Annotated in this window: 14 protein-coding genes and 1 pseudogene; 5 read left to right on the top strand and 10 right to left on the bottom strand. The window is 62.0% G+C overall.

Going from position 1 to position 21920, the window contains the following annotated elements:
* Positions 1–98, top strand: a pseudogene (locus SIN08_RS15755) (5-formyltetrahydrofolate cyclo-ligase); the annotation flags it as partial.
* 308 nt (positions 99–406) lie between these two features.
* Here the strand turns inward: SIN08_RS15755 and SIN08_RS15750 are convergent.
* The 5 genes from SIN08_RS15750 to SIN08_RS15730 form a co-directional block, all read right to left on the bottom strand.
* Positions 407–796, bottom strand: coding sequence for a cupin domain-containing protein (locus SIN08_RS15750; RefSeq protein ID WP_322452554.1), 390 nt, complete (start codon positions 794–796; stop codon positions 407–409).
* A 67-nt stretch (positions 797–863) separates the two neighbouring features.
* Positions 864–2273, bottom strand: coding sequence for an amidase (locus SIN08_RS15745; RefSeq protein ID WP_322452553.1), 1410 nt, complete (start codon positions 2271–2273; stop codon positions 864–866).
* Positions 2274–2285: 12 nt separating this feature from the next.
* On the bottom strand, positions 2286–3605 hold the full coding sequence (locus SIN08_RS15740) for a TRAP transporter large permease (RefSeq protein WP_322452552.1): 1320 nt from the start codon (positions 3603–3605) through the stop codon (positions 2286–2288).
* Complete coding sequence (locus tag SIN08_RS15735; protein WP_322452551.1) at positions 3598–4083, bottom strand: TRAP transporter small permease; 486 nt, start codon at positions 4081–4083, stop codon at positions 3598–3600. The genes SIN08_RS15740 and SIN08_RS15735 overlap by 8 nt, the downstream gene beginning before the upstream one ends.
* Before the next feature lie 72 nt (positions 4084–4155).
* Positions 4156–5160 carry a DctP family TRAP transporter solute-binding subunit gene (locus tag SIN08_RS15730; RefSeq protein WP_322452550.1) on the bottom strand — a complete coding sequence of 335 codons (1005 nt, stop codon included), beginning with the start codon at positions 5158–5160 and terminating at the stop codon, positions 4156–4158.
* A gap of 352 nt (positions 5161–5512) precedes the next feature.
* On the opposite strand from SIN08_RS15730, the gene SIN08_RS15725 reads away from it, so the two are divergent.
* From SIN08_RS15725 to SIN08_RS15715, 3 genes are read left to right on the top strand one after another with little or no spacing between them, the layout of a single operon-like run.
* Positions 5513–6682, top strand: coding sequence for an acetyl-CoA acetyltransferase (locus tag SIN08_RS15725; protein ID WP_322452549.1), 1170 nt, complete (start codon positions 5513–5515; stop codon positions 6680–6682).
* On the top strand, positions 6679–8307 hold the full coding sequence (locus SIN08_RS15720; RefSeq protein ID WP_322452548.1) for an acyl-CoA synthetase: 1629 nt from the start codon (positions 6679–6681) through the stop codon (positions 8305–8307). Before SIN08_RS15725 ends, SIN08_RS15720 begins: the two co-directional genes overlap by 4 nt.
* Positions 8304–9188, top strand: coding sequence for a PCC domain-containing protein (locus tag SIN08_RS15715; RefSeq protein WP_322452547.1), 885 nt, complete (start codon positions 8304–8306; stop codon positions 9186–9188). Before SIN08_RS15720 ends, SIN08_RS15715 begins: the two co-directional genes overlap by 4 nt.
* Before the next feature lie 653 nt (positions 9189–9841).
* On the opposite strand, the gene SIN08_RS15710 is transcribed toward SIN08_RS15715, so the two are convergent.
* Genes SIN08_RS15710 through SIN08_RS15700 form a run of 3 tightly spaced genes read right to left on the bottom strand, consistent with a single transcriptional unit; the run spans position 9842 to position 13174 of the window.
* Positions 9842–11437 carry a non-canonical purine NTP pyrophosphatase gene (locus SIN08_RS15710; protein ID WP_322452546.1) on the bottom strand — a complete coding sequence of 532 codons (1596 nt, stop codon included), beginning with the start codon at positions 11435–11437 and terminating at the stop codon, positions 9842–9844.
* Entirely contained in the window at positions 11434–12417 is a 984-nt protein-coding gene (locus SIN08_RS15705) for a beta-ribofuranosylaminobenzene 5'-phosphate synthase family protein (protein WP_322452545.1), read from the bottom strand. Before SIN08_RS15705 ends, SIN08_RS15710 begins: the two co-directional genes overlap by 4 nt.
* Before the next feature lie 4 nt (positions 12418–12421).
* Positions 12422–13174 carry a hypothetical protein gene (locus SIN08_RS15700; RefSeq protein WP_322452544.1) on the bottom strand — a complete coding sequence of 251 codons (753 nt, stop codon included), beginning with the start codon at positions 13172–13174 and terminating at the stop codon, positions 12422–12424.
* A gap of 906 nt (positions 13175–14080) precedes the next feature.
* On the opposite strand from SIN08_RS15700, the gene SIN08_RS15695 reads away from it, so the two are divergent.
* Positions 14081–18172, top strand: a complete 4092-nt coding sequence (locus SIN08_RS15695; RefSeq protein WP_322452543.1) for a hypothetical protein — start codon at positions 14081–14083, stop codon at positions 18170–18172.
* A gap of 158 nt (positions 18173–18330) precedes the next feature.
* Here the strand turns inward: SIN08_RS15695 and SIN08_RS15690 are convergent, their stop codons facing one another.
* Together SIN08_RS15690 and SIN08_RS15685 are read right to left on the bottom strand one after the other, a co-directional pair.
* Positions 18331–19209, bottom strand: a complete 879-nt coding sequence (locus SIN08_RS15690; protein WP_322452542.1) for a pentapeptide repeat-containing protein — start codon at positions 19207–19209, stop codon at positions 18331–18333.
* A gap of 534 nt (positions 19210–19743) precedes the next feature.
* The gene (locus SIN08_RS15685; RefSeq protein WP_322452541.1) at positions 19744–21918 is read right to left on the bottom strand and encodes a DEAD/DEAH box helicase; all 2175 of its coding nucleotides are present in this window, start codon (positions 21916–21918) and stop codon (positions 19744–19746) included.
* Between the last annotated feature and the right edge of the window lie 2 nt (positions 21919–21920).

The raw sequence follows: 21920 nt of genomic DNA, 5'->3' as shown, positions 1-21920 counted from the left end.
CCGCCCTCCCGGTTGTGGTCCGGCGCGGCGCTCCACTGATCTTCCGCGCATGGGCGCCTGGCGGGCCGCTCGAAAAAGGCGTTTGGAACATTCCCCTTACGCCAATGCGCCTTCCAGAAGGAATTTGGGTGCGATTGGTCAGATGGGCGAGTTACGATGATGGTCCGCTATCTGAGAGAAAATCTCGGCTATTAGCTGTCAGAAACAGGGTAAACTCGCGCCAAAGCGCGAGCGAACTCGAACGGGTCATCTGGGAGATGTCCGCGTCAGCCGAATGTGTTCCGAAAGCGGACTGACAACTTCCGGCCCCTCAGTGGCCGTTGAGCCTTTTCATCTCAAGGATCTACACCGCAAATTCTATGGGGGTTAAAAACGCCTATGGTGCTAGGTGGTAGTGCCGGGCCATCTAGTCGAGGTCGGTCTGGATCCAACGCGGCGAATGGTGGACGTCTATCGTCTGTAAGCGCCCTGGTCCCAGATTTTCGAACCGGTGCGGGATGCCGGCCGGGCCAAACACAACCTGTCCGGCAGTCGCGTCGAGAACTGTATCTCCAACGAAAAAGCGGGCCCGACCCTCGGTCACGACAAACACCTCGTCATAGGGATGCACGTGAAGACGTGGGCCTTCGCCAGTTCGGTCGGTGCCGTAAGCGAGCACGGTCACCGGTGCTCCGAGCGCTTCACCCGGCAAAGAGCCACGCCAGGGACCTTCAGCACCTGGATCGAAAAGCGTTGCCTGAACAGGCGCGCTTCCGCTTGGCCTGATCGAATTGACGTCGAAATCATTGCGCGTCATGTCATCTCTCGCGAATGGTCCATCTCTGTATCTCGCAGTCCAGTATGAAGCCCGCCGGCGTTCTTCGTCAGCGGCGACGCGGATCGATCGGCATCAGAGTGTTGAGGTCGAGCAGGCGCTCGAGCTCGGCGGCGGCACCCAACAGATGCGCTTCGCCGCGCGGGCGGGCGACGATCTGCAATCCTACCGGCAGGCCCTCGGCCGTGAAGCCGCAGGGCAGCGAAAGCGCCGGCGCGGTGGTGAGCGAGACGGCGTAGGCGATCGCCAGCCAGTCGATGTAGTTGTCGAAGGTGATGCCCGCGCATTCACTCACGTAGCGCTCTTCCACCGGATAGGGCGGCACGATGGTGGCCGGCGTCATCAGGAGATCGTATACCTCAAAGAAGGCGAGCGTTCCCGCGATGATATCGCGCCGCTCGCCTTCGGCCTCGATGATCTCCTCTACCGAGAGTTTCAGGCCCTTCTCCACGTTCCAGACCATTTCCGGCTTCAGAAGCTCGGGGTAGTCCTTCAGCTTCCGGGAATGGGAAGCGGCGAAACCCGCAGCACGCAATGTCTGGAACGCATGCCGCGCTTTGCTGAAGTCCGGATGCGCCTCCTCAACCGCGATGCCGAGCTCGGCAAAGCGCGAGGCGGCGCGGCGGCAGATCTCGGCCACCTCCGGGTCGACCGGGGTGATGCCCAGATCGGCGCTGAAGGCGACGCGCTTCAGCCGCGGTAACCGGCGTGCTGCTTGGAGGAAGGAGATGCCGCCGCGCGGCAGCGAGACGGGATCGCCTGCATCCTCGCCGCACATGGCGTCGAGCAGCAGGGCCAGATCCTCGACCGTGCGTGCCATCGGGCCCTCGACGCTCAGGAGGTCGTCGACCTTTACGCCCGGATCCTTTGCGACACGGCCGGGGCTCGGCCGCATGCCGACGATGCCGCAGAAGCTTGCCGGATTGCGCAGAGACCCGCCGAGGTCGGAGCCGTGCGCCACCCAGGCCATGCCGGTGGCGAGCGAAACCGCCGCGCCGCCGCTGGAGCCGGCCGCCGAGCGGCTGATGTTCCACGGATTGCGCGTGGCGCCGAAGACCTCGTTGAAGGTGTTGGCGCCGGCGCCGAATTCGGGCGTGTTGGACTTGGCGTAGACGATCACGCCCGCGCCCTCCAGATGCCGCACCAGGATATCGGAGCGCTGCGGCACGTGATCCTTGAAGATGGGTGAGCCGAAGGTGGTACGCACGCCTTCCACCTCGATAAGGTCCTTGATGGGGACGGGCAGGCCGGCAAGGACGCCGCGCTCTTCAACCGGCAAGTCCATCAACCGGCGGGCATGCGTGCGGGCGCGGTCGAAACAGAGCGTCGGCAGCGCGTTCACAATCGGATCGACCTCGGCGATGCGCGCCTCCAGCGCGTCGAGCAGATCGAGCGGCGTGATCGCGCCAGCCTTCAGTTGCTCAACGAGCGAGACGGCCGATTGCCGGATGAGATCCATCTTCCCCTCCCTTCAGCGCAGCACGTCGACGAGGAAACGTGAAAGTTGCGGGAAGGCTGCGATCAGGGCAAGGCCGAAAAGGCTCGTCAGCAGAAAGGGCAAGGCGCCCCGCGCGATGCGCTCCAGCGGCAGGCGCGTGATGTTGGCCGCGACATAGAGGTTGATGCCGACGGGCGGCGTGAAGAGACCGATGGCGAGATTGACCATGACGAGCACGCCGAACCAGACCGGATCCCACCCCATCTCGCGCGCGACGGGCAGGAAGATCGGCAGCGAGATGAACATGATGGTGATGGCGTCCATGAACATACCGGCGACGAGCAGCACCAGCATGATGACGAGCAGGATGACCCACTGACTGTCGCTGAGCCCGATCAGGAATGACGAATACTGCCCGATCAGGTCGTCCACGGTCACCACCCAGCCGAACAGCCCCGCATAGGCGACGACCAGCATCACCACCGCCGAGGAGGCGCTGGCCTCGACCAGCGATTTGTAGAGGCCGGAGAAGCTGAGCGTACGGTAGATGAGCCCGCCGACGAAGAGCGCGTAGACCGTTGCGACGATCGCCGCCTCCGTCGCCGTGAAGGCGCCGGAATAGATGCCGCCGAGGATGACGACCGGCGTGAGAAGGCCCCAGAAGGCATCTAGAAAGCTGCGCCATAGCCGCTTGCCGTAAGGCAGTTCCGCATGTGGCTGCGGCATCAGCTTCTCCAGGCTGGCCGCACCGTGCCCCGCCTGCTTGCCTGCAAAGGGGAGCGTGAACAGCATCAAAAGGCCCATGAAGAGCCCGGGGATGATCGCCGCGATGAAGAGCTCCGAGATCGAGGTCTCGGCGATCACGCCGTAGACGACGAGGCCGATCGATGGCGGGATGACGATGGAAAGTGCCGCCCCCGTGCACACCAGGCCGGCGGCGAAGCCGCGCGGATAGCCGTCCTCCTCCATGCCCTTTATGATCAGCGGCCCGATGGCCGCCACCGAGGCGGGGCCGGAGCCGCTGACCGCGCCCCAGAACAGGCACACCACCGTGCCGACGATGCCCATGCCGCCCGGCAGCACCCCGACGAGCACGCGGAAGAAGCGCACCATCCGCTCGGCAATGCCGAGCGAGCCCATCAGCGTGCCCGCGAGGATGAAGAAGGGGATGGCGAGGAGCGAAAACCGCGCGATGCCGGCGGCGATGAGATCGCCGACGAGATCAAGCCCGAAGCCCAACACCCACATCGCATAGATCGCCGACAGGCCGAGCGCGAAGGCGACCGGCAGGCGCAGCGCAAGCAGCACGAAAAACAGGATCACCATTTGCGAGCCGGCGCCGATGTCAGGCATGGCCGTCCGCTCCCTCGTCAAGCGCGCGCCAGGTCTCGCGGGCATGCTGGACATAACGGATGAGCACCAGCGCAAAGGCGAAGGGCAGGCCGGCGCTGTAGTACCAGGCCGGGACCTGCAATGCGTAGGAGCGCGAGCCGGTGGCGAGCTGGTTGGAAAGAAGCTGCCAGGAGAACCATGTCGAGAGCGCCAAAAGCAGCACTGCCAGCGCACCGGAAAGGAGGAGCAGCGCCTTGCGGGCCGGCGGCGGCAGGAGGTCGTAGACGAGGGTGACGGCGAGGTGGTCGCCGATGCGTGCCGCAACCGCCGCGCCGAAGATGGTCAGGAGCAGGAAGCCGTTGACCAGCAGTTCCTCGGTGGCGGCAAGCGAATAGTTGGTGAGGTAGCGGACGGCGACATTGACGAAGCCGAGCGCCGTCATGGCGAGGAAAAGCACTGCGCAGATGATCTTCTCCGCATCGCGCAGTACGAATCGCATCTCGCCCTCCCTCCCGGAAAACATGGAAAGAGGACCGGTATGGCCGGTCCTCTTCCGTCAAGCGCTTAGGCTTCAGTTGGACGCGTCGATCGCGTTCTGGAAGGACTGGACAATGTCCTCGCCGACCTTGGCGGCCCATGTGTCGAAGGCCGGCTGGGTCGCCTCGCGGAAGGCCTGCAGCTCGTCGGCCGTCGGCTCGTAGACCTCCATGCCCTGCTCACGCAGGAAGTCGATGCCCTTGGCCGTGTCCTCGCGGGTGATCTGCTTCTGATAGGCCATCGCCTCGATGGCAGCGCCCCTCACCTTCTCCTGCGTCTCCGCGTCCCAGGTTTCCCAGAGCTGGCGGCTGACGCCGAGGAAGAGCGGATCGTAGGAATAGTGCCAGGCGGTCAGGTACTTCTGCACCTCATAGACGCGCTGCGGAATGATGACGGCGCCGATGGGGTTTTCCTGGCCGTCGACGACGCCCTGCTGCAACGCGGTGAAGGTTTCGCTCCACTGCATCTGCTGCGGGTTGGCGCCTAGCGCGTTCATGACGTCGATATACATCGGCCCGGCGACGCGCATCTTCAGGCCCTGCAGGTCCTCCGGCGTCTTGATGGGGTGAACGTTGTTGGTGACCTCGCGGAAGCCGTTCTCGCCCCAGGCGAGCACGATGACGTCGTGCCCGGCCATGATCTCCGCCATGCGCTCGCCCGGCGCACCATCCGTGGTGGCGTCCACATCCTCGTAGGAGGAATAGAGATAGGGCAGCGAGAAGACCGCCATCTCCGGCGCGAGCGGCGTGACGTTGATCGCCGACGTGACGACGAAATCGATCGCCCCGCGGCCGACCATCTCCGCCTGCTTCATCTGGTCGCCGCCCGAAAGCTGGGCATTGGGGAAGACGCGCACGCTGAATGCGCCGTCGGTTGCCTCGCTCAGAAGCTCACCGAACCTCTCCGCGCCCTTGTGCCAGGTCGTCGTGTCGCCCGTGTTGTGCGAAAGACGGAATGTCTCCGCCTGTGCGGCGCCCAGCGCGGCCATTCCGGCCAGCATGGAACCAAGGGCGATCGCGCCCAGCTTTCTCAACCTCATCGGATGCTCCTCCGTTCATTTTTCAGACCGGCCTGAGGCGACCTCCTCCACCGTTCGGCGGCACCATAGATTCGCGTACCGGCTTGTCAATTGCGACACCACGGCTGCCGGCTCCTCGCTCCTGCTTGCGGGCCATCGCATATGGAATGGATTCCGGCCGTCGCTCCACTCAGCCGGGAACGAGGGCGGGGCGACCCACCTGCCCGCGTCCCGCTCTTGCGTTTGCCAAGCTCGTTCCTTTACTTCGCAAAATCCGGGCAATAAGCTTTCTCTCGGCTGGCATGCTCGCCTCTCCTGCGAGTTGCCTGGATAAGAGGAAGACCCTCACAAATACCCGGAACGAGAGCCCGCCATGAACAAGGCACAGATCGTCGGCTGGGCGCATGCGCCCTTCGGGAAATCGGAAGAGCCCGACACGGAGGCGCTGATGGCCTCGGTCGTGGACCCGGCCCTCACGCATGCAGGTGTCGAGCCGGGCGAGGTGGACGGCATCTTTGTCGGCGTCATGAACAACGGCTTTTCCAAGCAGGATTTCCAGGCCGCGCTCGTCGGCATGACGGATGAGGCGCTCGCCCACACGCCCGCCATGCGGCTCGAAAACGCCTGCGCGACGGGCTCGGCCGCCATCTACACGGCAATGGATTTTATTGAGTCGGGGCGCGGGAGCATCGCGCTGGTGGTCGGGGCGGAGAAGATGACCGCCACGCCGACGGCGGAAGTGGGTGACATCCTGCTCGGCGCCAGCTACCGCAAGGAGGAAGCCGACATCGACGGCGGCTTCACCGGCCTCTTCGCCCGCATCGCGCAGAACTATTTCCAGCGCTATGGGGACCGTTCCGAAGAGCTGGCGATGATCGCCGCCAAGAACCACGCCAACGGCACGGCGAACCCTTACGCCCATATGCGCAAGGATTTCGGCTTCGACTTCTGCAACACGGTCTCGGAGAAAAACCCTTACGTGGCCGAACCGCTGCGCCGTACGGACTGCTCGCTGATCTCCGACGGCGCGGCCGCCCTCGTGCTGGCCGACGCGGAGACGGCGGCCGCGCTGGAGCGCGCGATCGCGTTCCGCGCGCGCAGCCACGCCAACGACATCCTGGCCATGAGCCGGCGCGACGTCACCGCCTTCGAAGGCGCACGCCGCGCCTGGGCGGGGGCCCTCGAGCAGGCCGGCCTTTCGCTCGACGACCTCTCGCTCGTGGAGACCCACGACTGCTTCACCATCGCCGAGCTGATCGAGTACGAGGCCATGGGCCTGGCCAGGCCCGGCGAGGGCCACCGGGTGGTACGCGAGGGCATCGCCCGCAAGGACGGTAAGCTGCCGGTCAATCCTTCCGGCGGACTCAAGGCGAAGGGCCACCCGATCGGCGCTACCGGCGTCTCAATGCATGTCATGGCAGCCATGCAGCTCATGGGCGAGGCGGGCGACATGCAGATCCAGGACGCCGCTCTTGCCGGTGTCTTCAATATGGGCGGTGCCGCCGTCGCCAATTATGTATCCATCCTGGAGCGCGCGAAGTGACGACGGAGGCGCCGCGGGGCGGCGTGGTGCCGGCCACCACGCGGGTCATGAACCTCTCCCATTTCCTCACCCAGGCAGCCCGCCGCCACCCCGACGACATCGGCTTCGTCTGGGGGGACAGGACCTGGAGCTGGGGCGAGATGGAAGCGCGGGTGAACGCGTTTGCCGCAGCACTCCGCGACCGGTTCGGCGTCGAGAAGGGCGACCGCATCCTGGTGCAGTCGGCCAACTGCAACCAGATGTTCGAATCCATGTTTGCCTGCTTCCGGCTCGGCGCGGTGTGGGTGCCCACCAATTACCGGCAGTCGCCCGACGAGGTCGCCTATCTCGCCAGGGCGAGCGGCGCGCGCGGCATGATTTGTCAGGCGCGGTTTCCCGATCACGCCGCGGCCTGCCGCGAGGCGGCCGACCTCACCTTTGTCGTTTCGATCGGCGAAGCGGAGTTCGGGGAGGACTACGATAGCCTTGTCCGGGCCCATGAGAGCGCTACCGTGGCGAGCGCGGCGGTCGAACGCGACGACCCGTGCTGGTTCTTCTTCACCTCAGGCACGACGGGCCGGCCCAAGGCCGCCGTCCTGACCCACGGGCAAATGGCCTTTGTCGTCACCAATCATCTGTGCGACCTGATGCCGGACACGACGCGCACGGATGCATCCATCGTCGTGGCGCCGCTGTCGCACGGGGCCGGCGTGCATCAACTCGCCCAGGTGGCGCGTGGGGTGAAGACGATCCTGCCGGCGGCCGAAAAACTCGATCCCCCGACGATCTGGCGACTGGTCGAGGAATGGCGCGTGACGAACGCCTTCACCGTGCCCACCATCCTGAAGCTCCTGGTGGAGGACCCCTCCGTCGACCGCTTCGACCATTCCTCGCTGCGCTACGTCATCTATGCCGGCGCGCCCATGTACCGGGCCGACCAGAAGCGGGCGCTGGAGATGCTCGGGCCGGTGCTGGTGCAATATTTCGGCCTCGGCGAGGTGACGGGCAACATCACCGTGCTGTCCCCTGCCCTTCACAGCCTGGAGGACGGACCCGAGGCGCGCATCGGCACCTGCGGCTTCGCCCGCACGGGCATGCAGGTTGAGATCCAGAACGATGCCGGAGAGGAAGTCGCAGCCGGTGAAACGGGCGAGATCTGCGTCATCGGCCCGGCGGTCTTCGCCGGCTATTACGAGAATCCGGAAGCCAACGCCAACGCCTTCCGCAACGGCTGGTTCCGCACCGGCGACCTCGGCCATATGGACGAAAGCGGCTTCCTCTACATCACCGGCCGGGCTTCCGATATGTATATTTCCGGCGGCTCCAACATTTATCCGCGCGAGATCGAGGAGAAGCTTCTCCAGCATCCCGACATCAGCGAGGCGGCCGTGCTCGGCGTGCCCGATCCCGTCTGGGGCGAGGTCGGCGTTGCCGTCTGCGTCGCCTGGCCGGAGGCAGATGCGTCCGCGCTCGATCTCGCCGGCTGGCTCGACGGAAAGATGGCACGCTACAAGATCCCCAAGCGCTTCCTCTTCTGGGACGCGCTGCCGAAATCCGCCTATGGCAAGATCACGAAGAAGATGATCCGCGCGGAGATGGCGCGCCGGGGCTTGCTCGACACTCTTCAGAATGAGCAGGCGCGATGAGCAGAACGAAGCCGCACGCTCCCACGCGATCCATCCGCCATCCCGGCCCGCCGCAGGCGAAGCGCATCGCCAGCGTCGAGGCGAATGCCTGCCCGCTGACGCTCAAACTGAAGCGCGGCCTCAGCATGAACGAGGCCGTCACGCGCGCCTTCCGTGATCACGGCTTCCAGGGCGGCTATGCGCGGCTCGAAGGGTTGGCGCTCGACCCGCTGCATTACGTGCTGCCCGCCCCCTCGCCCGACGAGAGCCATGCCGCCTGGTACAGCGAGACGCAGACGCCCGCCGGCCCGGCCACGGTGGAGCGGGCCGACATCATCGCCGGCCTGCGGGACGGCGCCCCTTTCATTCACTGCCACGGCCTGTGGCGGCTGGCGGACGGCACGCTGCGCATGGGCCATCTCCTGCCTTTCGAAACGATGTTGGCCGAAGACGCGCAGGCAAGCGCGATCGGCGTCGCGAACGCCGTCTTCGATGCTGCCGACGATAAGGAAACGCATTTCAAGCTGTTCGCGCCGCGCCCGCACCGCGTTACTGGAGAACCGGCGGGCGAACGCGGCTTCATCTGCGCCATGCGCCCCAACGAGGACATCACAACCGCCATCGAGACCGCCTGCCGCCGCCACGGCCTGCCGGAGGCCAGCGTCCACGGTATCGGCAGCCTCGTCGGCGCGGCGTTCTTAGATGGCCGGACGGTCGAATCCTATGCCACCGAGGTGCTGGTCCGCACCGGCGCGGTGACGGCAAGCGCCGACGGCCCGCAATGCAGCCTCGACATCGCTCTCGTGGACATGGACGGAAAGATCACCGAGGGCCGGCTTGTGCGAGGAGCGAACCCGGTCTGCGTGACCTTCGAAGTGGCGGTTATACCGGCGGCCAGTTGACCGCCTTGCCGGAACGTCATTCTCGCTATCTCATCTTCGGATGAGTTCGGCGACAGATTCGGATTCGCCATAGGTCTTTAGGCTTGGCGTTCTTGCAGGCAAAGTCAGAGAGCGGCAAGGTAACGGACCTCCCGGGCAATGGGTAAATACCCGGATCGTTACCCACAATTAGTGCGTTGCAACGGTACGCGGAGGGTCGTCATGAGCAGCAATATCCGGCTAACTCATTGATCTATCACCAACCGTGGGACGCTATGAGAAGTCATGGGAAGGGGTAATGGTGCCAGGGGCGGCATCTAAGACTAGGAAATGTCGCTTGTTTTCCAAGTAGTTGGAGGCTGATCGTTGGAATCTGAACCAACAGAAATACCAACAAAATATTTCTGTGGATTGGTTCGGTTCCCGCATATACTTCAATCGGCTCGATCGTACCGCATTGGCGCAAGGCTTCAACCTGCTTTTTGGGGGACGGAAGGAGACGGTCGGCTTATGGACATGGACCTGCCGAAGCGGACAATTCCCCAGGCCATGCACACCGCCGGGTCCCGCCCGAAGCCCTCATCAGATTGCCATTTTGACGAACTTCGCCCATTTTTGGCATTCGGCGCTGCTGGTTGGAACTTTCGAAATGCGTTCGTTGAGGACTATCTTCTTCACTCCGACGCATAGGCAACTACTGTCTCAGTACTTGCTGGCATAGCAATCAAGTCGAGGAGTCGAAGAAGCGCTGGCGCCCGCGGGGAAAGACGATAACGCAGCAGATCGCCACGCTTCTCCAGCCTTGTCGCGAATTCCGGCACGGACTTAAGCGCTCGATTGTTGTTGTACTTGCGTACCGCAAATCCCTGTTCCGCAGTCACGGCGGCGATCTCATCGCATGTCGCGGCGCGGCCGATCTTTCGCAGGGCACGCAGCGAACGATGCAATTCGGATGGGCTCTGGCGTCCATCCGGTAAAGTATCAATTGTGCTAACCAACTCGTCGATACGACGGAAGTAGGAACGCAGATCGGAATCATTTCGAACAACGACATCAGCGATCTCATGCGCGACGCGCAGAGCTCCGAATCGCATCTGCTCCTCGTCGAGGCGGGTAAACTCCTTAAAGGTTTGGGCGTCATCTGAGCGCGCTCGTTTTACGTGCCGCTCAAAACGGGTACGGGGATCGGCCTCGATCAATACCACGCGCGCCGCCGGCAACTTCGAACGCAACCACAGCACCTCTTCGACCGTTCGCATGCCAGTGACGATGTTGATGTCGGCGTTCTCCCGCGCGATATAGTCGGCGGCTCGCTTCGCCACGATGTCCCAACCCCGCTTTTCGAGGAAGGCCATTGCGTCAGCCGAGTTGCTGATCGTGATCCCCTCTTCTTCGGCTATCTGGCGCAGAAGGGTGCTGCCCTCCAGCGCAAAAACTCCCGTGCGCTGCCCCATCAAAAAGTCGCTAAAGGTGGATTTGCCAGCGCATTTGTGACCGATCACGATGAGCACCTCGCGCCGATCCAACGGAAGAAGCGAAAGTTGACTTCCAACCTCTCTTTCCGCGTCCGCTGCTTGGCGCACCACGTGGTTCCATCGTCCAAGGTTGATAACAGCGTTCAGCTCCTCCAGCCGCTCGATTAGCAGTGTAAGAGACTTCGCACGGAAGTCGTATGGGAGTGACTCTTCGAACTCCATTTCACCCAGTCGCCGGTTCGTCCCCTCAGGGACGAACCATCCATTGAATGTGTCTGGCGTGAGCCAAGGATACTGCGGCGAGGTCGTGAATGCCGGTGGGGCCTCCGCAACATATCCTGACGTTTCGCCATGGAAGAAAACCGGCCGCGACAGAGTCGGCAGCCGGAGCGCAATATCAGACTTGACTGTGCAACGTCGGTCGCCGCCGCGCAGCGCGATTTGGCGATCAAGTTCCGCAAAACTCGTCTCCGAGAACCACTCCTTCACGCGCGTTCCCGGATAGTCTGTTGTGCCGCTGACCGCCTCGATCCGCAGTGACGTGTCCTCGACGAACAAGACCGAGCGGCGTTCGAACTCCTGGCTGACCTGCTTCAGTGCCTGGGTGAGTAGCCCCTGTGTGTCAAGGGAATAGTCTTCGTCATAGGGTTCATGCTGGCTGCGATAGTGGGTGAGCTGATACCCGCTACGCATGAAGATCAGCCTAGCCTGGATCAGCTTGTCGGCATTCGAGGTGTAGAAAAAAATCCTGAGCAGCCGTTGGAACCGGAAGACGTCGCCATATCGAAACCTCATGCGAATTTGTCCCGCGAAGCTCTTGCGCCGCAATTCAGACCGCTATGACATCCTAGCCAATGTGCATTGTGGGCGACACAAAGCGCCCGCAACTCGGCGGCGGCACGTGTATCACTGGCTGCGAAAATTACATATACGAGTGGACCCATACTGCTCATGCTCGCAGCATAGCCCTTTGCGCGAAGGTCCCCCAATAGCTCGACGACATTCTCGCCGCACCGCTCGATCTCAAGACGCTTGAAACCCTTACAGGAAATCGAAGCAAGCGAGGACGCAAGCAGCTTCAGATTCTCAAGACGAAAGGCAGGCAGGATTCCGTGATACAGCAACGCCATTGTTTCTAGCGCGTCGCCGGGCGCGATAGGCGCATTCTCTTCAAAGAAGCGCTGTTCTTCCAGGCCGTGCGATAATTCGGCCTTAGGTAAGCACAAGCCGACCCGCCATGAAGTTGGAAACGTCAGCCGAAGCATCAGAACCGGTGTGGAGGTGGCCGGTCTCGCGCCAGAGGGAAGCAGATGATCGATCTCCTCGGCGGGTCTACCCGCGTCCCACAACACACCGCCCTCGAAGAAACCATGAATGCCGATGCCCGACGCCCCACCGCGGCCGCTCAGGCTTTGCTGCTCAGCCCGACCGCCTGGAAGCTCAACTAAGTGGTGATATGCTGAGATGACCGCGAGCTTGAGGGCAGTCTTTGTGCCGAGACCAATATGCTGAATCGCATGACTATGGATGATAGCCCGAACCGGTCTTTTACCTGCCTCGGCAAGCGTCTCAAGGAGAGCTGTCAACTCAAACTGGCATGGCTTGTCAAGGTCGGTTGCCCCCTCTAACGACACTACGGGCGCACACCTTAGTTCGACGTCGGCGGCTATCTTGTCGAGCATGAAGCCAACACCGCCGAATGCGCGGGGCGATGCAAAGCCCATATCAGCTAGGGCAATATGAATGCGCGACCCCGCGCTCACTCGGACGGCCAACTGTTCACTCCTGCGCTGCTGGCTTGGCCGCTTGCCATGTCGCCTCAAAATGGCGCTCCAAATGGTCGAACATGAAACCGCCTCCATGCACGAGGATGGTAGGCGAGTTGCGGCTCCGCTCCGTCATCAAATACGGACCCCAGAAGATCTCGTCATCGATCCGCAGCAGGTTGATCGCGGGAATGGAGCGCATGCGGCGCACCTGGAATCTGGTGCGATCTATATTTTCATCGTTATCGACGGCTTCTTGGAATGCTTCGATGTCGGCGCGAATTTCCCCTTTTGCGCCGCCTTCCTCAAGGTCGCGGTAATCAGCGAGACTATGTGCTTTCGTCGGGAAGTCCGGATCCAGCACAAGAATTCGCACGTTGGCCTTACGTGACCATTCGGCGAACTCGCGGGCGTAGTCCTCACGGAATGACGACAAGCCGAGGCCGATCAGGTCGATCCGCTTCGCCGACCTGAGACGACGGTCGTATTGATCCTTGATCCGCACCGAACGATGCGGAAAAACGCTTGAGATGCCGGCACGGGCGATCACCTCAAGCTTATTCTGCGTCCGCTCGGTTAGACGGATGTAGAGGTACAGGGCCATCCCGGCGATACCCGTCGCAAGCAGGCCGCTACCCACGCTTTGTGCAAGTGTTGCACCGAAAACTCTTTCACCCTCGGTGGTCATACACAGCATGCCGCCGAACACGAGGATCAAATGAATGCCAAGCCACATCAGGCTCGTCGGCGACCACCAAGACCGCATTTTCTCCCCCCTTCCGCGAGCACAACAAGGCGAACTGCGTGCACGTAACGAAAACCTGTAGCCGCGCTGCGACTCATGGTTAGCTTAACCGAGTATTTATAGGCGTTGCACGCTTTGGCAAAATACAATCCGGCGTTCTCTCGCAGTAGGCAGGTGAGCAATGCAGCTATCAGCCAGAAATAAGTGCGATTATAGTCTCCCGCCTTGCTGAATTTCGGGGCCGCAAGAGGACCGTCAGCTTTGCGCCCGGATACTTGGGTAAGCGGACTTTCGAGTGGCACGGTAAAGTGGTCCCGCGGCTCAGGGAGACGAGGCTGTCGGCGGCGAGAAGCATGGTCGGCAGATTGCGTGGCCCGCCCCGCGCAAACTATGCCCGCGCGGGCGGGCATGTCATCCCTCGAGAGAGAGACCGCAGCGAACGGCCCGGTATGCGGGCAGCCGGCGCGGCCGGGTCGCAGGCTGTCATGCGAAGGATGGAGAGGTCAAGGAGGATTGGCGAGGGCGGACTGCACGGTTACGATCGCCGAAGCGTAGGGGGCAAGATGAACGAGAGCGCTAGCATCCAGCTTAAATCGGCAGGCGATATAGCGAAGAGCTTCGTCCGGCCGAGAAGAATGTATACTACTGCCTGGCCACGCTTCATGGCCAACCTTATGCCGAAGGTCTGGAGGGCGATCCAAACGAGCTGGTTTCGATGAATCGACATAGTTGGAACGCTTGGGCGTCGCGTTTCCTCTCCCCTCCCGAGCGCGAACGGCTGGCGGCACGAGGCATTGAAGGCCTCTTTCCTGCCATAACAGTTGAGGTATGGCGAGAACTGGAAGGGCTCCTCGCTGCTCTTCCTCATTGGCTTGGCGCTGCGGAACCGGTTCCGGATGCGCTGAGATCCACATTGGAATGGACACGATGGAGAAGATCGCAGGGATAGACCGTAGGGTCGCTATCCCCAGCGCAGATGAAGGGCGCGAGAGCGAGACCCAAAGAGTAAGCGATCTGCGTGGGGAACCGTACGTGGTCCTGCTGGGCGAGCCCGGTATCGGAAAGTCGACGGTCTTCAGGATCGAGGCCGAGCAGGAGGGTGGTACCCTTCTCAGAGTGCGACAGCTCGTCAATGGCAGCCGGCCGCCGCCTGGAACCACGCTCTTCATAGACGCTCTTGACGAATACCGTTCCGACGGCAGCGCCGCCGACAAGGCCGACAAACTCGCTCAGGCGATCGCGGAGTCGAAAGTAGCCCGCTGGCGCCTTTCGTGTCGTTCGGAGGATTGGCGCAATGCCTCGGACATTGCGGCGATCCAGTCGACGACGGCGGGGCATGACATAGTTGTCGCCCATCTACTGCCCCTTGAGGAAACGGAGGCAAGCCCACTGCTCGCTGCCTGGGGTGAGCCCGATCCAGGCGCGTTCCTGGAACAGGCATCGCGGATGGGCGTGGCCGCGTTCGCGCAAAACCCCCTAGGGCTGAGGATGCTGAACAAGGCGGTGCAACGCAACGGGACGTGGCCATCCACACGTTTCGCAGTGATGGCCGAGGGCACTAGGCAGCTCGCGCACGAGCACAACAGTCTCCATACACACGACCGCGGATGGCCGGGCGCGCACGCAATTATCGAGGCTGCGGCCCGATCCTGCCTCATGCTTCTGACGACTGGCGCGCAAGCAATCTGGCGATCCAACGCGGTCCCGCCGGAACTCGGAGAACACCGTGCTCTGCCCACCCTGGAGGACCTCGGACTTTCTGCTCGCGTTTTTGGGGACATGCTCGACACTCCCCTCTTCCGGGGCGAGGGCGACGCGTTCGAGCCGATGCATCGCGTCGTAGCCGAATTCCTCGCAGCGAAGGCGCTTGCCGATGCCGTGATCGGCAGCAAGAACCGAGCGACTTTGCCGCTCTCCCGTGCCGTTGCAATGATCACGAGCTCCGATGGCCGCCCACCTACCGAGCTCCGAGGGCTTTATGCTTGGCTTGCCGCGCACCTGGCGGAGGCCGGAGACGCCGCGGGCGCCAGGAGGTTGATTGAAGCGGATGCCGTGACGGTCCTTGCCTACGGCGACGCGGCGATCTTCCGGACATCGGAACGCCGCGCCATCCTCGAAAACATCGGCAGTGACGATCCTTACTTCCGCTCTTCGGAGAGCGGAATCACCGCCTTTGGCGGCTTGGCTGGAGAAGATCTCGCCGACGATTTCCGCGCCATCCTCACAGGCCCGGTCAATTCGCAGAAGTTTATCACTGTATTCGATGCGCTGACGATCGGCCACCCTGTCCATTCGCTGCGCCCGCTGCTTCGGGAAATCGCCCTGGACAGCGGCAGGGAGAGCTGGCATCGCTGGAGGGCGGCCGACGCTTGGCTGAATGGGGCAGAGGATGCGACGGTGGCAAGGCTGGAACTCCTCGATGCGCTCGACAGAGAAGCACTGTCGAGCAGCAGGGAGGTTCTCCGGCTCCATATTGCCGCCGAAGTACCATCTGTACTGCTCGGCGCGACCCGCTTGCGGTCGATCGTCGGCGATTTCGATGCAGCACCGGACGACAATACGATCGGCCACCTCTTCTCCCTGGGCAGGCGGCTGGAGTGCGAGCCTCTGCCGGAACTGCTGGACGAGTTCGTCTCTTCCTGGCGCCCGCCTCAAGGCAGCCGCCACAGAGCGTTCGAGGTTGACTCGTTTCTGGACCGGCTGGCCGCACACTATATCGCCACACTGTCCCCGGACAGCAGAACTGTCTGGCGTTGGACGCGAAACCTAAACGACGACGAATCCCTTGCGGATCGCCACCGCGAGGAGACGAGGAAAGCGCTTTCACAATGGTTCGACGCGGACCCGCGGCACGAATGTGAAATCCTTGATCTGATCCTCAAAGAATATCAGCCGATCGATCCGAAAAACCGCCCGTGGCAACCCGCCCACGATTATTTTCGATTCGCCAAGCGGCCGGTGTCGAGGCCTTTGGCCCAATACATACTCACCCAGGCAGCAGAGGCCGCTTCGGGCGAGGAGCGTCGATGGGTGGAGAAAGTCGCGGTCTTCCTAGTGAAGGAAGCCAATGCCGACCCTAGCGCCTACTGGTCGGTGTACGATTATCTGACGAAGGGGCGGGGGCGAAAGCGCCTACTTGCGCAGCTGGTGGCGTCGAAATTGAGTGGGTCTCAACTGAGGCACCGCAGCTGGCAAATCAAACGCAGTCGGGAAAACGCACGGCGCCGGACAAAGGACATCGCGATACTTTCCTCTCAACTCGAAGCGCTTCGCGAAGGGCGGCACCATCACAACCTCTTCATCGTCGCGGAAAACTATTTGCGGAAGTCCAAAGACGACGGGCTGGCGCCATTCGATTGGCTCGTCGCGGAACTCAACGAACCGGTCGCCGTAGCCGTCCGCTCGGGTTGGCAGCGGCTGGTGACTCAGCCACCAGATTTTCTGACGACTGCCGCGTTGGGAAGAGCCGCGGGCCAGAACGAGGGGTGGCGCATAGAACATGCCGTTGTAGCCGGCTTAGACCTGATGCTGCGGGAGAGCTGCGTCCCGGCCAACGAGTCCATTCCGGTGGAAACCGCGCTCATCGCCCTCAAGTCGGGAGTTTACGCAGAAGCCGAAGAACGGCGCGACGCGGTCTACGATTGGGCTGCAGCTCGTTTGGGTTCTAACTCGGATGAAGGTATCGCCGCGCTGACGACATTCTGGATCGAGGGCCTGGAGGCCGGCGGCGACGGCCTGGACGGCCTGTGGCCGCTCACCCGGCCGCATCGCGTCAATGAGGTCGTCAGGAGAGCGTTTTGGGCAGTGCTCGAGGCTCGGCCTAACATGCATGAGGCGGCCCTAAAGCACGCACTCACGGAAGCGTTCGATCTGTTCGAGCCGATCGCGATCGGGGAACTGGCCCAGGCAGCTCTGACGACTGCAGGCCTGACGCTGCGACAAGAGCTACTCTGGACCTTCGTCGCCTTTTCAGTCGCTCCGGGCGCCACGCGCGATCGCCTCCTGACTTTATCCAGGAGGGCAAGCCCGAGTGACCTGGCTTTTCTCGGGCTCGACAGGGAGTTGGGCTCAGTAGTCCAGGGACTGGATCACGCATTCGAGAGATTGGAGGTTATTGCTCTGATGGCGGGGGCGCACTCCACCCCAGAAGGCCGGCATGGACGGAGTGGTCGGGTCAACGATGTTCATCATCTGGCTGACGCCACGACGGGCGCCATCACATCGCTTTCAATGCAGAAGGAAGCGCCAGCGGGCGATGCGCTTCTCCGTCTCAGCTTGGAGCCTTCTTTGGAACAGTGGCGCCAGTCGATACTGCATGCGTTGGCCGAGCAGATGCGTCTGAGGCGCGATGAGGAATTCCGGCATCCGACCGCCGCGCAGATCGCCGATGCGCTGGCCGGAGGCGCCCCCGTAAATGCGTCCGATCTGCGGGCGATTGCGAGGGAGGAGCTGGTGCGTCTGCGGGACGAACTGCGCACTGTCGACACCGGTGATTGGAAGATGTGCTGGAACCGCGATGGCAACATCGCGATGAAGCCGTTGCACGAAAACGAATGCCGTGACTATCTGCTCAGCAGGCTGCGCGACCGAATGTCGAAATACCGCATCGCGGCTGCGGCACCCGAAGCTCAGCGTGCCGGCGAGACGCGCGCGGATATGCTCATTCTGAGCGGAGCTGGCGGGAATCTGCCCGTCGAGGTGAAACGCCACTATCACCCGGAGGTCTGGACGGCCGCGGCGACCCAATTGCAGGGCTACGCCTCGGCGCCCGATGCGGACGGCCTCGGCATCTACCTTGTGATCTGGTTCGGCGCCGACGTGCAGCCGATGCCGCCGAGGTCGGACGGAACGGCGCGGCCGACGGCGGCGGCCGAGTTGGAGGGAATGCTCATAGCGGACTTGCCCGAAGGACTGAGGGAGAGGACGGAAGTGATCGTCTTCGATGTCTCGCGAACGCAGGCGGAAATCGAAAGGCTGCAAGGGCGCCGCGCCCGACGGCCTAGGTCAGCCGGCCACTGAGTGGGACCAAGGTGCCGCACGGATGCGGCGACATTACGCCTTCGCATGCTCGCATTCGAGATCGCTCGACTGGTTTCCGGAGGTCGCGGTTGCGGACTTTCGAGACGATCGGATTGGCAATTGGAACTGACGCGTTCGACCCGGTGCGGACGTTCGTGTTACTGGTGTCGCTCCTTAGCCTTGCGCGATCCTTGTTTCGTCGATTGTGACATTCTCAGGACCGACTTCTTTACTTCATCGTCATCAAATATGGCAGATTCGAGCCCTTTCGCCCCAGTAAAATCACACTCAAGGACGCCATCCGCTCCACGGAAATCCGCGTTTTTGAATGTCGCATCAACGAAAGATGCTCCTTGCAAGTCAGCGCGCCAAAATGGCGGGTAATGGGTTTGCTGAAAAGCTGGCGGTTCGTCGGGGAATTCATGCCAGATGCCCAGCTCGTCCGGATGTTCCTCTGTCCACTTCAAATGGGCGCCTTTAAACACCGCATTCGCCAAATCGGCTTCCGCGAAATTGCAATCCTTTATAGAAGCAAACACAATATCCAAGGTGAACCCGGCAAAGGGGTGAAACTTGGAAAAGACCACCTCACGGCAATCGACGGAATGAAAATCGACCCTTTCAAGCTTCACATCGTCCCGGCTGCCCATCTCTCCCCAGGTGCCGTCATAAAACGTTGAGCCTCTGATGCTCCTAATGTCATGCCGCCGAAAGGAGAAATCAGATACTTCAATTCCTCCGAAATCGATGTCGGTTTTCCCGAACCGATTTAAGCGCCGAATTGCACCGGCGATGCGGAACCTGCCTTCATCGCTGTTCCATTTCTTGTAGTCGTCGATGATTTCCTGCTGACGCTGGACTTCGCGGCGCCGCTCCATCGCACGAACGAACAAAGCAATCAGGATGCCGAACACAACGACATCGAAGAGCATTCCGTTGAACTCGACAAATACGCCGTTGAAAAACCCATCCTGCAATCCCGGTATCGCCAAGTACAGTGTAACGACCAACGAAACGCCGGCGACGAGAACAAGCAACGACAGAAGAATCGTATACTCAAGAAATTCGCGTTTCGTCCACCGTACCAAGCGGCCAATTGATCCGGTGGTCCTACGAGAGATTCCCTGTATTCGCTTCACAAGCGGCCCGGGGAGAGTTCCAGATCGGCCCTTAGCTACTGTCTGTCGCCATCGTGGCTTTACGGTCACCGTGCTTTCTCAACTTTGTCAGTGGGACGGTCGTGGATGTATCAGATAGCATGAAACGGGGGAATGGTGGCAGCGTCTGCTGGCCACCCTCCAGCGCCACTGACGCCGTGCCTAGGTAATGACCGGTTCGGGCTCGATCGTGCCGTCAACCGCGAGCCTCTTGATCGACGATTCCGCTGACTGAAGCGGTCGTCGCCAAGCTGATCGCCAAATGACGCATTCGGGGCCGTGAGCGGACTGTCCGGTCACCGGTCGATTTGAGCGGCAAGCGGTCGTTCCGTTACCATTCCCGAATCAGCCGTGATCAGTTCCGCCCGGCGCTGATCATCAATCTGTGATTCAGCAGATTGACGCACTGAGATTTCATGATGCGGTCGTCATCTGCTTACAGAGCCCGGGCAAAGCTGGCGGATCGAGCCGTGACGACAGCGCGTCTTGTGCCAACAGCTTTGGGGACAGATAGGGGTGGAACTTCTCGAAGAGAAGGTTCGTTCCATCCGTGAAAAGATCCGCTTCCTCCCCGACAGCCATGCGCGCCAGCGTTTCGGCTACGGGTGGGGTCTCCTCTCCAGCATCAACCTCGAGAAAGCCGTCATGCCGCTCGACAGTATAACCAAACCCCCGAAGTGCCAGCGCGAGCGTCGCAGTCTTTACGGTCCCGACCCGTGTCGCGAGGATAGCCGAACTTGCCCCAGGGGATACGATGCGACTTTCCCGAAAGCCCATTCGCGCGTAGTTCAGCCGGGCCTCCTCCAGCATCTGTATCGAGACGGGATCCATGTAGGCGGGCTCCACTTCGCCTTCGAGGAAGTCGAACATTCGCTCGATAACCCTGTCATGGATGTCGCCGGGATCGCCACCGAATATGGGCGGTGTGCCCGCCTTCGCAGGGGTGACCATGATGACTTTCTCGCGGTCATGAATCTCCTGAACAAGCCAGCGGCGACCCGAGAAGATGAGCATCATTCCTGGAGAGAGAACGTTGTCGACCGGCAGGGTTCCCAGGTCACGGCCGTTGGCGACCAGACGGTACTCCTCAGGCGTCTTGAACACTGCGTAGAAGCTGTAATGTTCGACCAGTCTTTCACCCGTGGGTCCCAAAAGGAGAAGGCCACCCTCAGTCTGTTCAATCAGATCGGTCTCGGCATCGCCCAGTGCACGTAGCACGTCCGTGAAGATAGGAGTTGAGACCATCCGGAACGGACCCTCGCGACACAAGACGTGATAAAGGTGGCTTGCAGAGGCACCGCCCCGTTCGGCGATGACCGAGAGGATCTGGTGCACCAGCGTCGAGAGGTGGAGTGCCTGTGGCTTCGGCGGCTCACACCAACCATCGAGCAGAAGGTCGATCATCGCGATGGCCCGGACAAGGCCGATCCTGAGGCGGTCAACGAAATTGCTTTCGGCGGTCAGCCTTGCCTCAACTGCGTACTGTCTCAAGATCGCGGGTTGACCTTCTCGGCGTCCAGACCGTCCAAGGCGCTGTCTGAGCGCCGCAACACTGAACGGCGCACCAATCTGCGCGACGCAGGCCACGTCTCCGATGTCGATACCCAATTCGAGGGTTGAGGTGCAGATCGCCGTCGTGGGTTTGGCGGCATCCTTGAGGCGGCGCTCGACGAAATCCCGATGATCTCGGGACAGGCTCGCGTGATGCGGGTAGAACTCCTGCGGCAGATGCTCCCGCTCGCAAAGGTCGCGAAGCCGATCCGCGTAGATTTCGACGGACTGTCGCGCGCCGGCGAAGACCAGATTGTCGCTGCCGCGCAGGTGCTGGAACAGGTGTGAAGCAATAGCATTGGTGGCCGAGGGTGCGTTTTCATCCTCCTCGCCGGAGAGGTAGCCGCGAAGTTGGAGCCGGAGTTCCGCTTCACCGCCCTCCGCCTTGATAAGGTCGACATTCAGCGCATCGTCCGGCCGGAGATAGGCGCGGGCAAGCTCCATATCCCCGAGGGTTGCCGAGAGCCCGATCCTGCGGATGGGGCGTTTGACCGCGAGTTCAAGACGGGTTAGCAGCGAGCGCATCTGCACGCCTCGTTCGCTGTCGAGCACGTTGTGGAGCTCATCGATCACCACGGCACGCGTCGCACCGAACAGGCGTGGAATTTCAAGTCCCCGCCGAATGAACAGCGCCTCGAGGGATTCCGGCGTGATCAGCAGGATGCCGCCGGGTTTCTTCAGCGCTCGGGACTTGACCGACTGCGCTACATCGCCGTGCCACGGGACGACGGGAAGTTCCGCCTCGCGGCAGATATCCTCGAGACGACCCGCCTGGTCCGTGATCAGGGCCTTGAGCGGGCCTATATATAGCAGGTCGAACCCCTCATTGTCCGCGGGTGCGTCCAGCACTTGCGAGATAAGGGGAAGGAATGCGGCCTCTGTCTTTCCTCCTGCGGTGGACGCAGCGACGATCAAATCTCTGTCGCTGTCACAGATGGACCTGATCGCACGGGCCTGGATGTCGCGCAATTCGCGCCATCCCTGCAACCGGATCCATTTCTGAACCGGACGCGCCAGCTTTTCGAAGGTCCCACTCACCG

The sequence above is a fragment of the Chelativorans sp. M5D2P16 genome (assembly GCF_034427935.1).
Taxonomy (GTDB): domain Bacteria; phylum Pseudomonadota; class Alphaproteobacteria; order Rhizobiales; family Rhizobiaceae; genus Chelativorans.
This window is presented reverse-complemented; position numbering and strand designations above follow the sequence as displayed.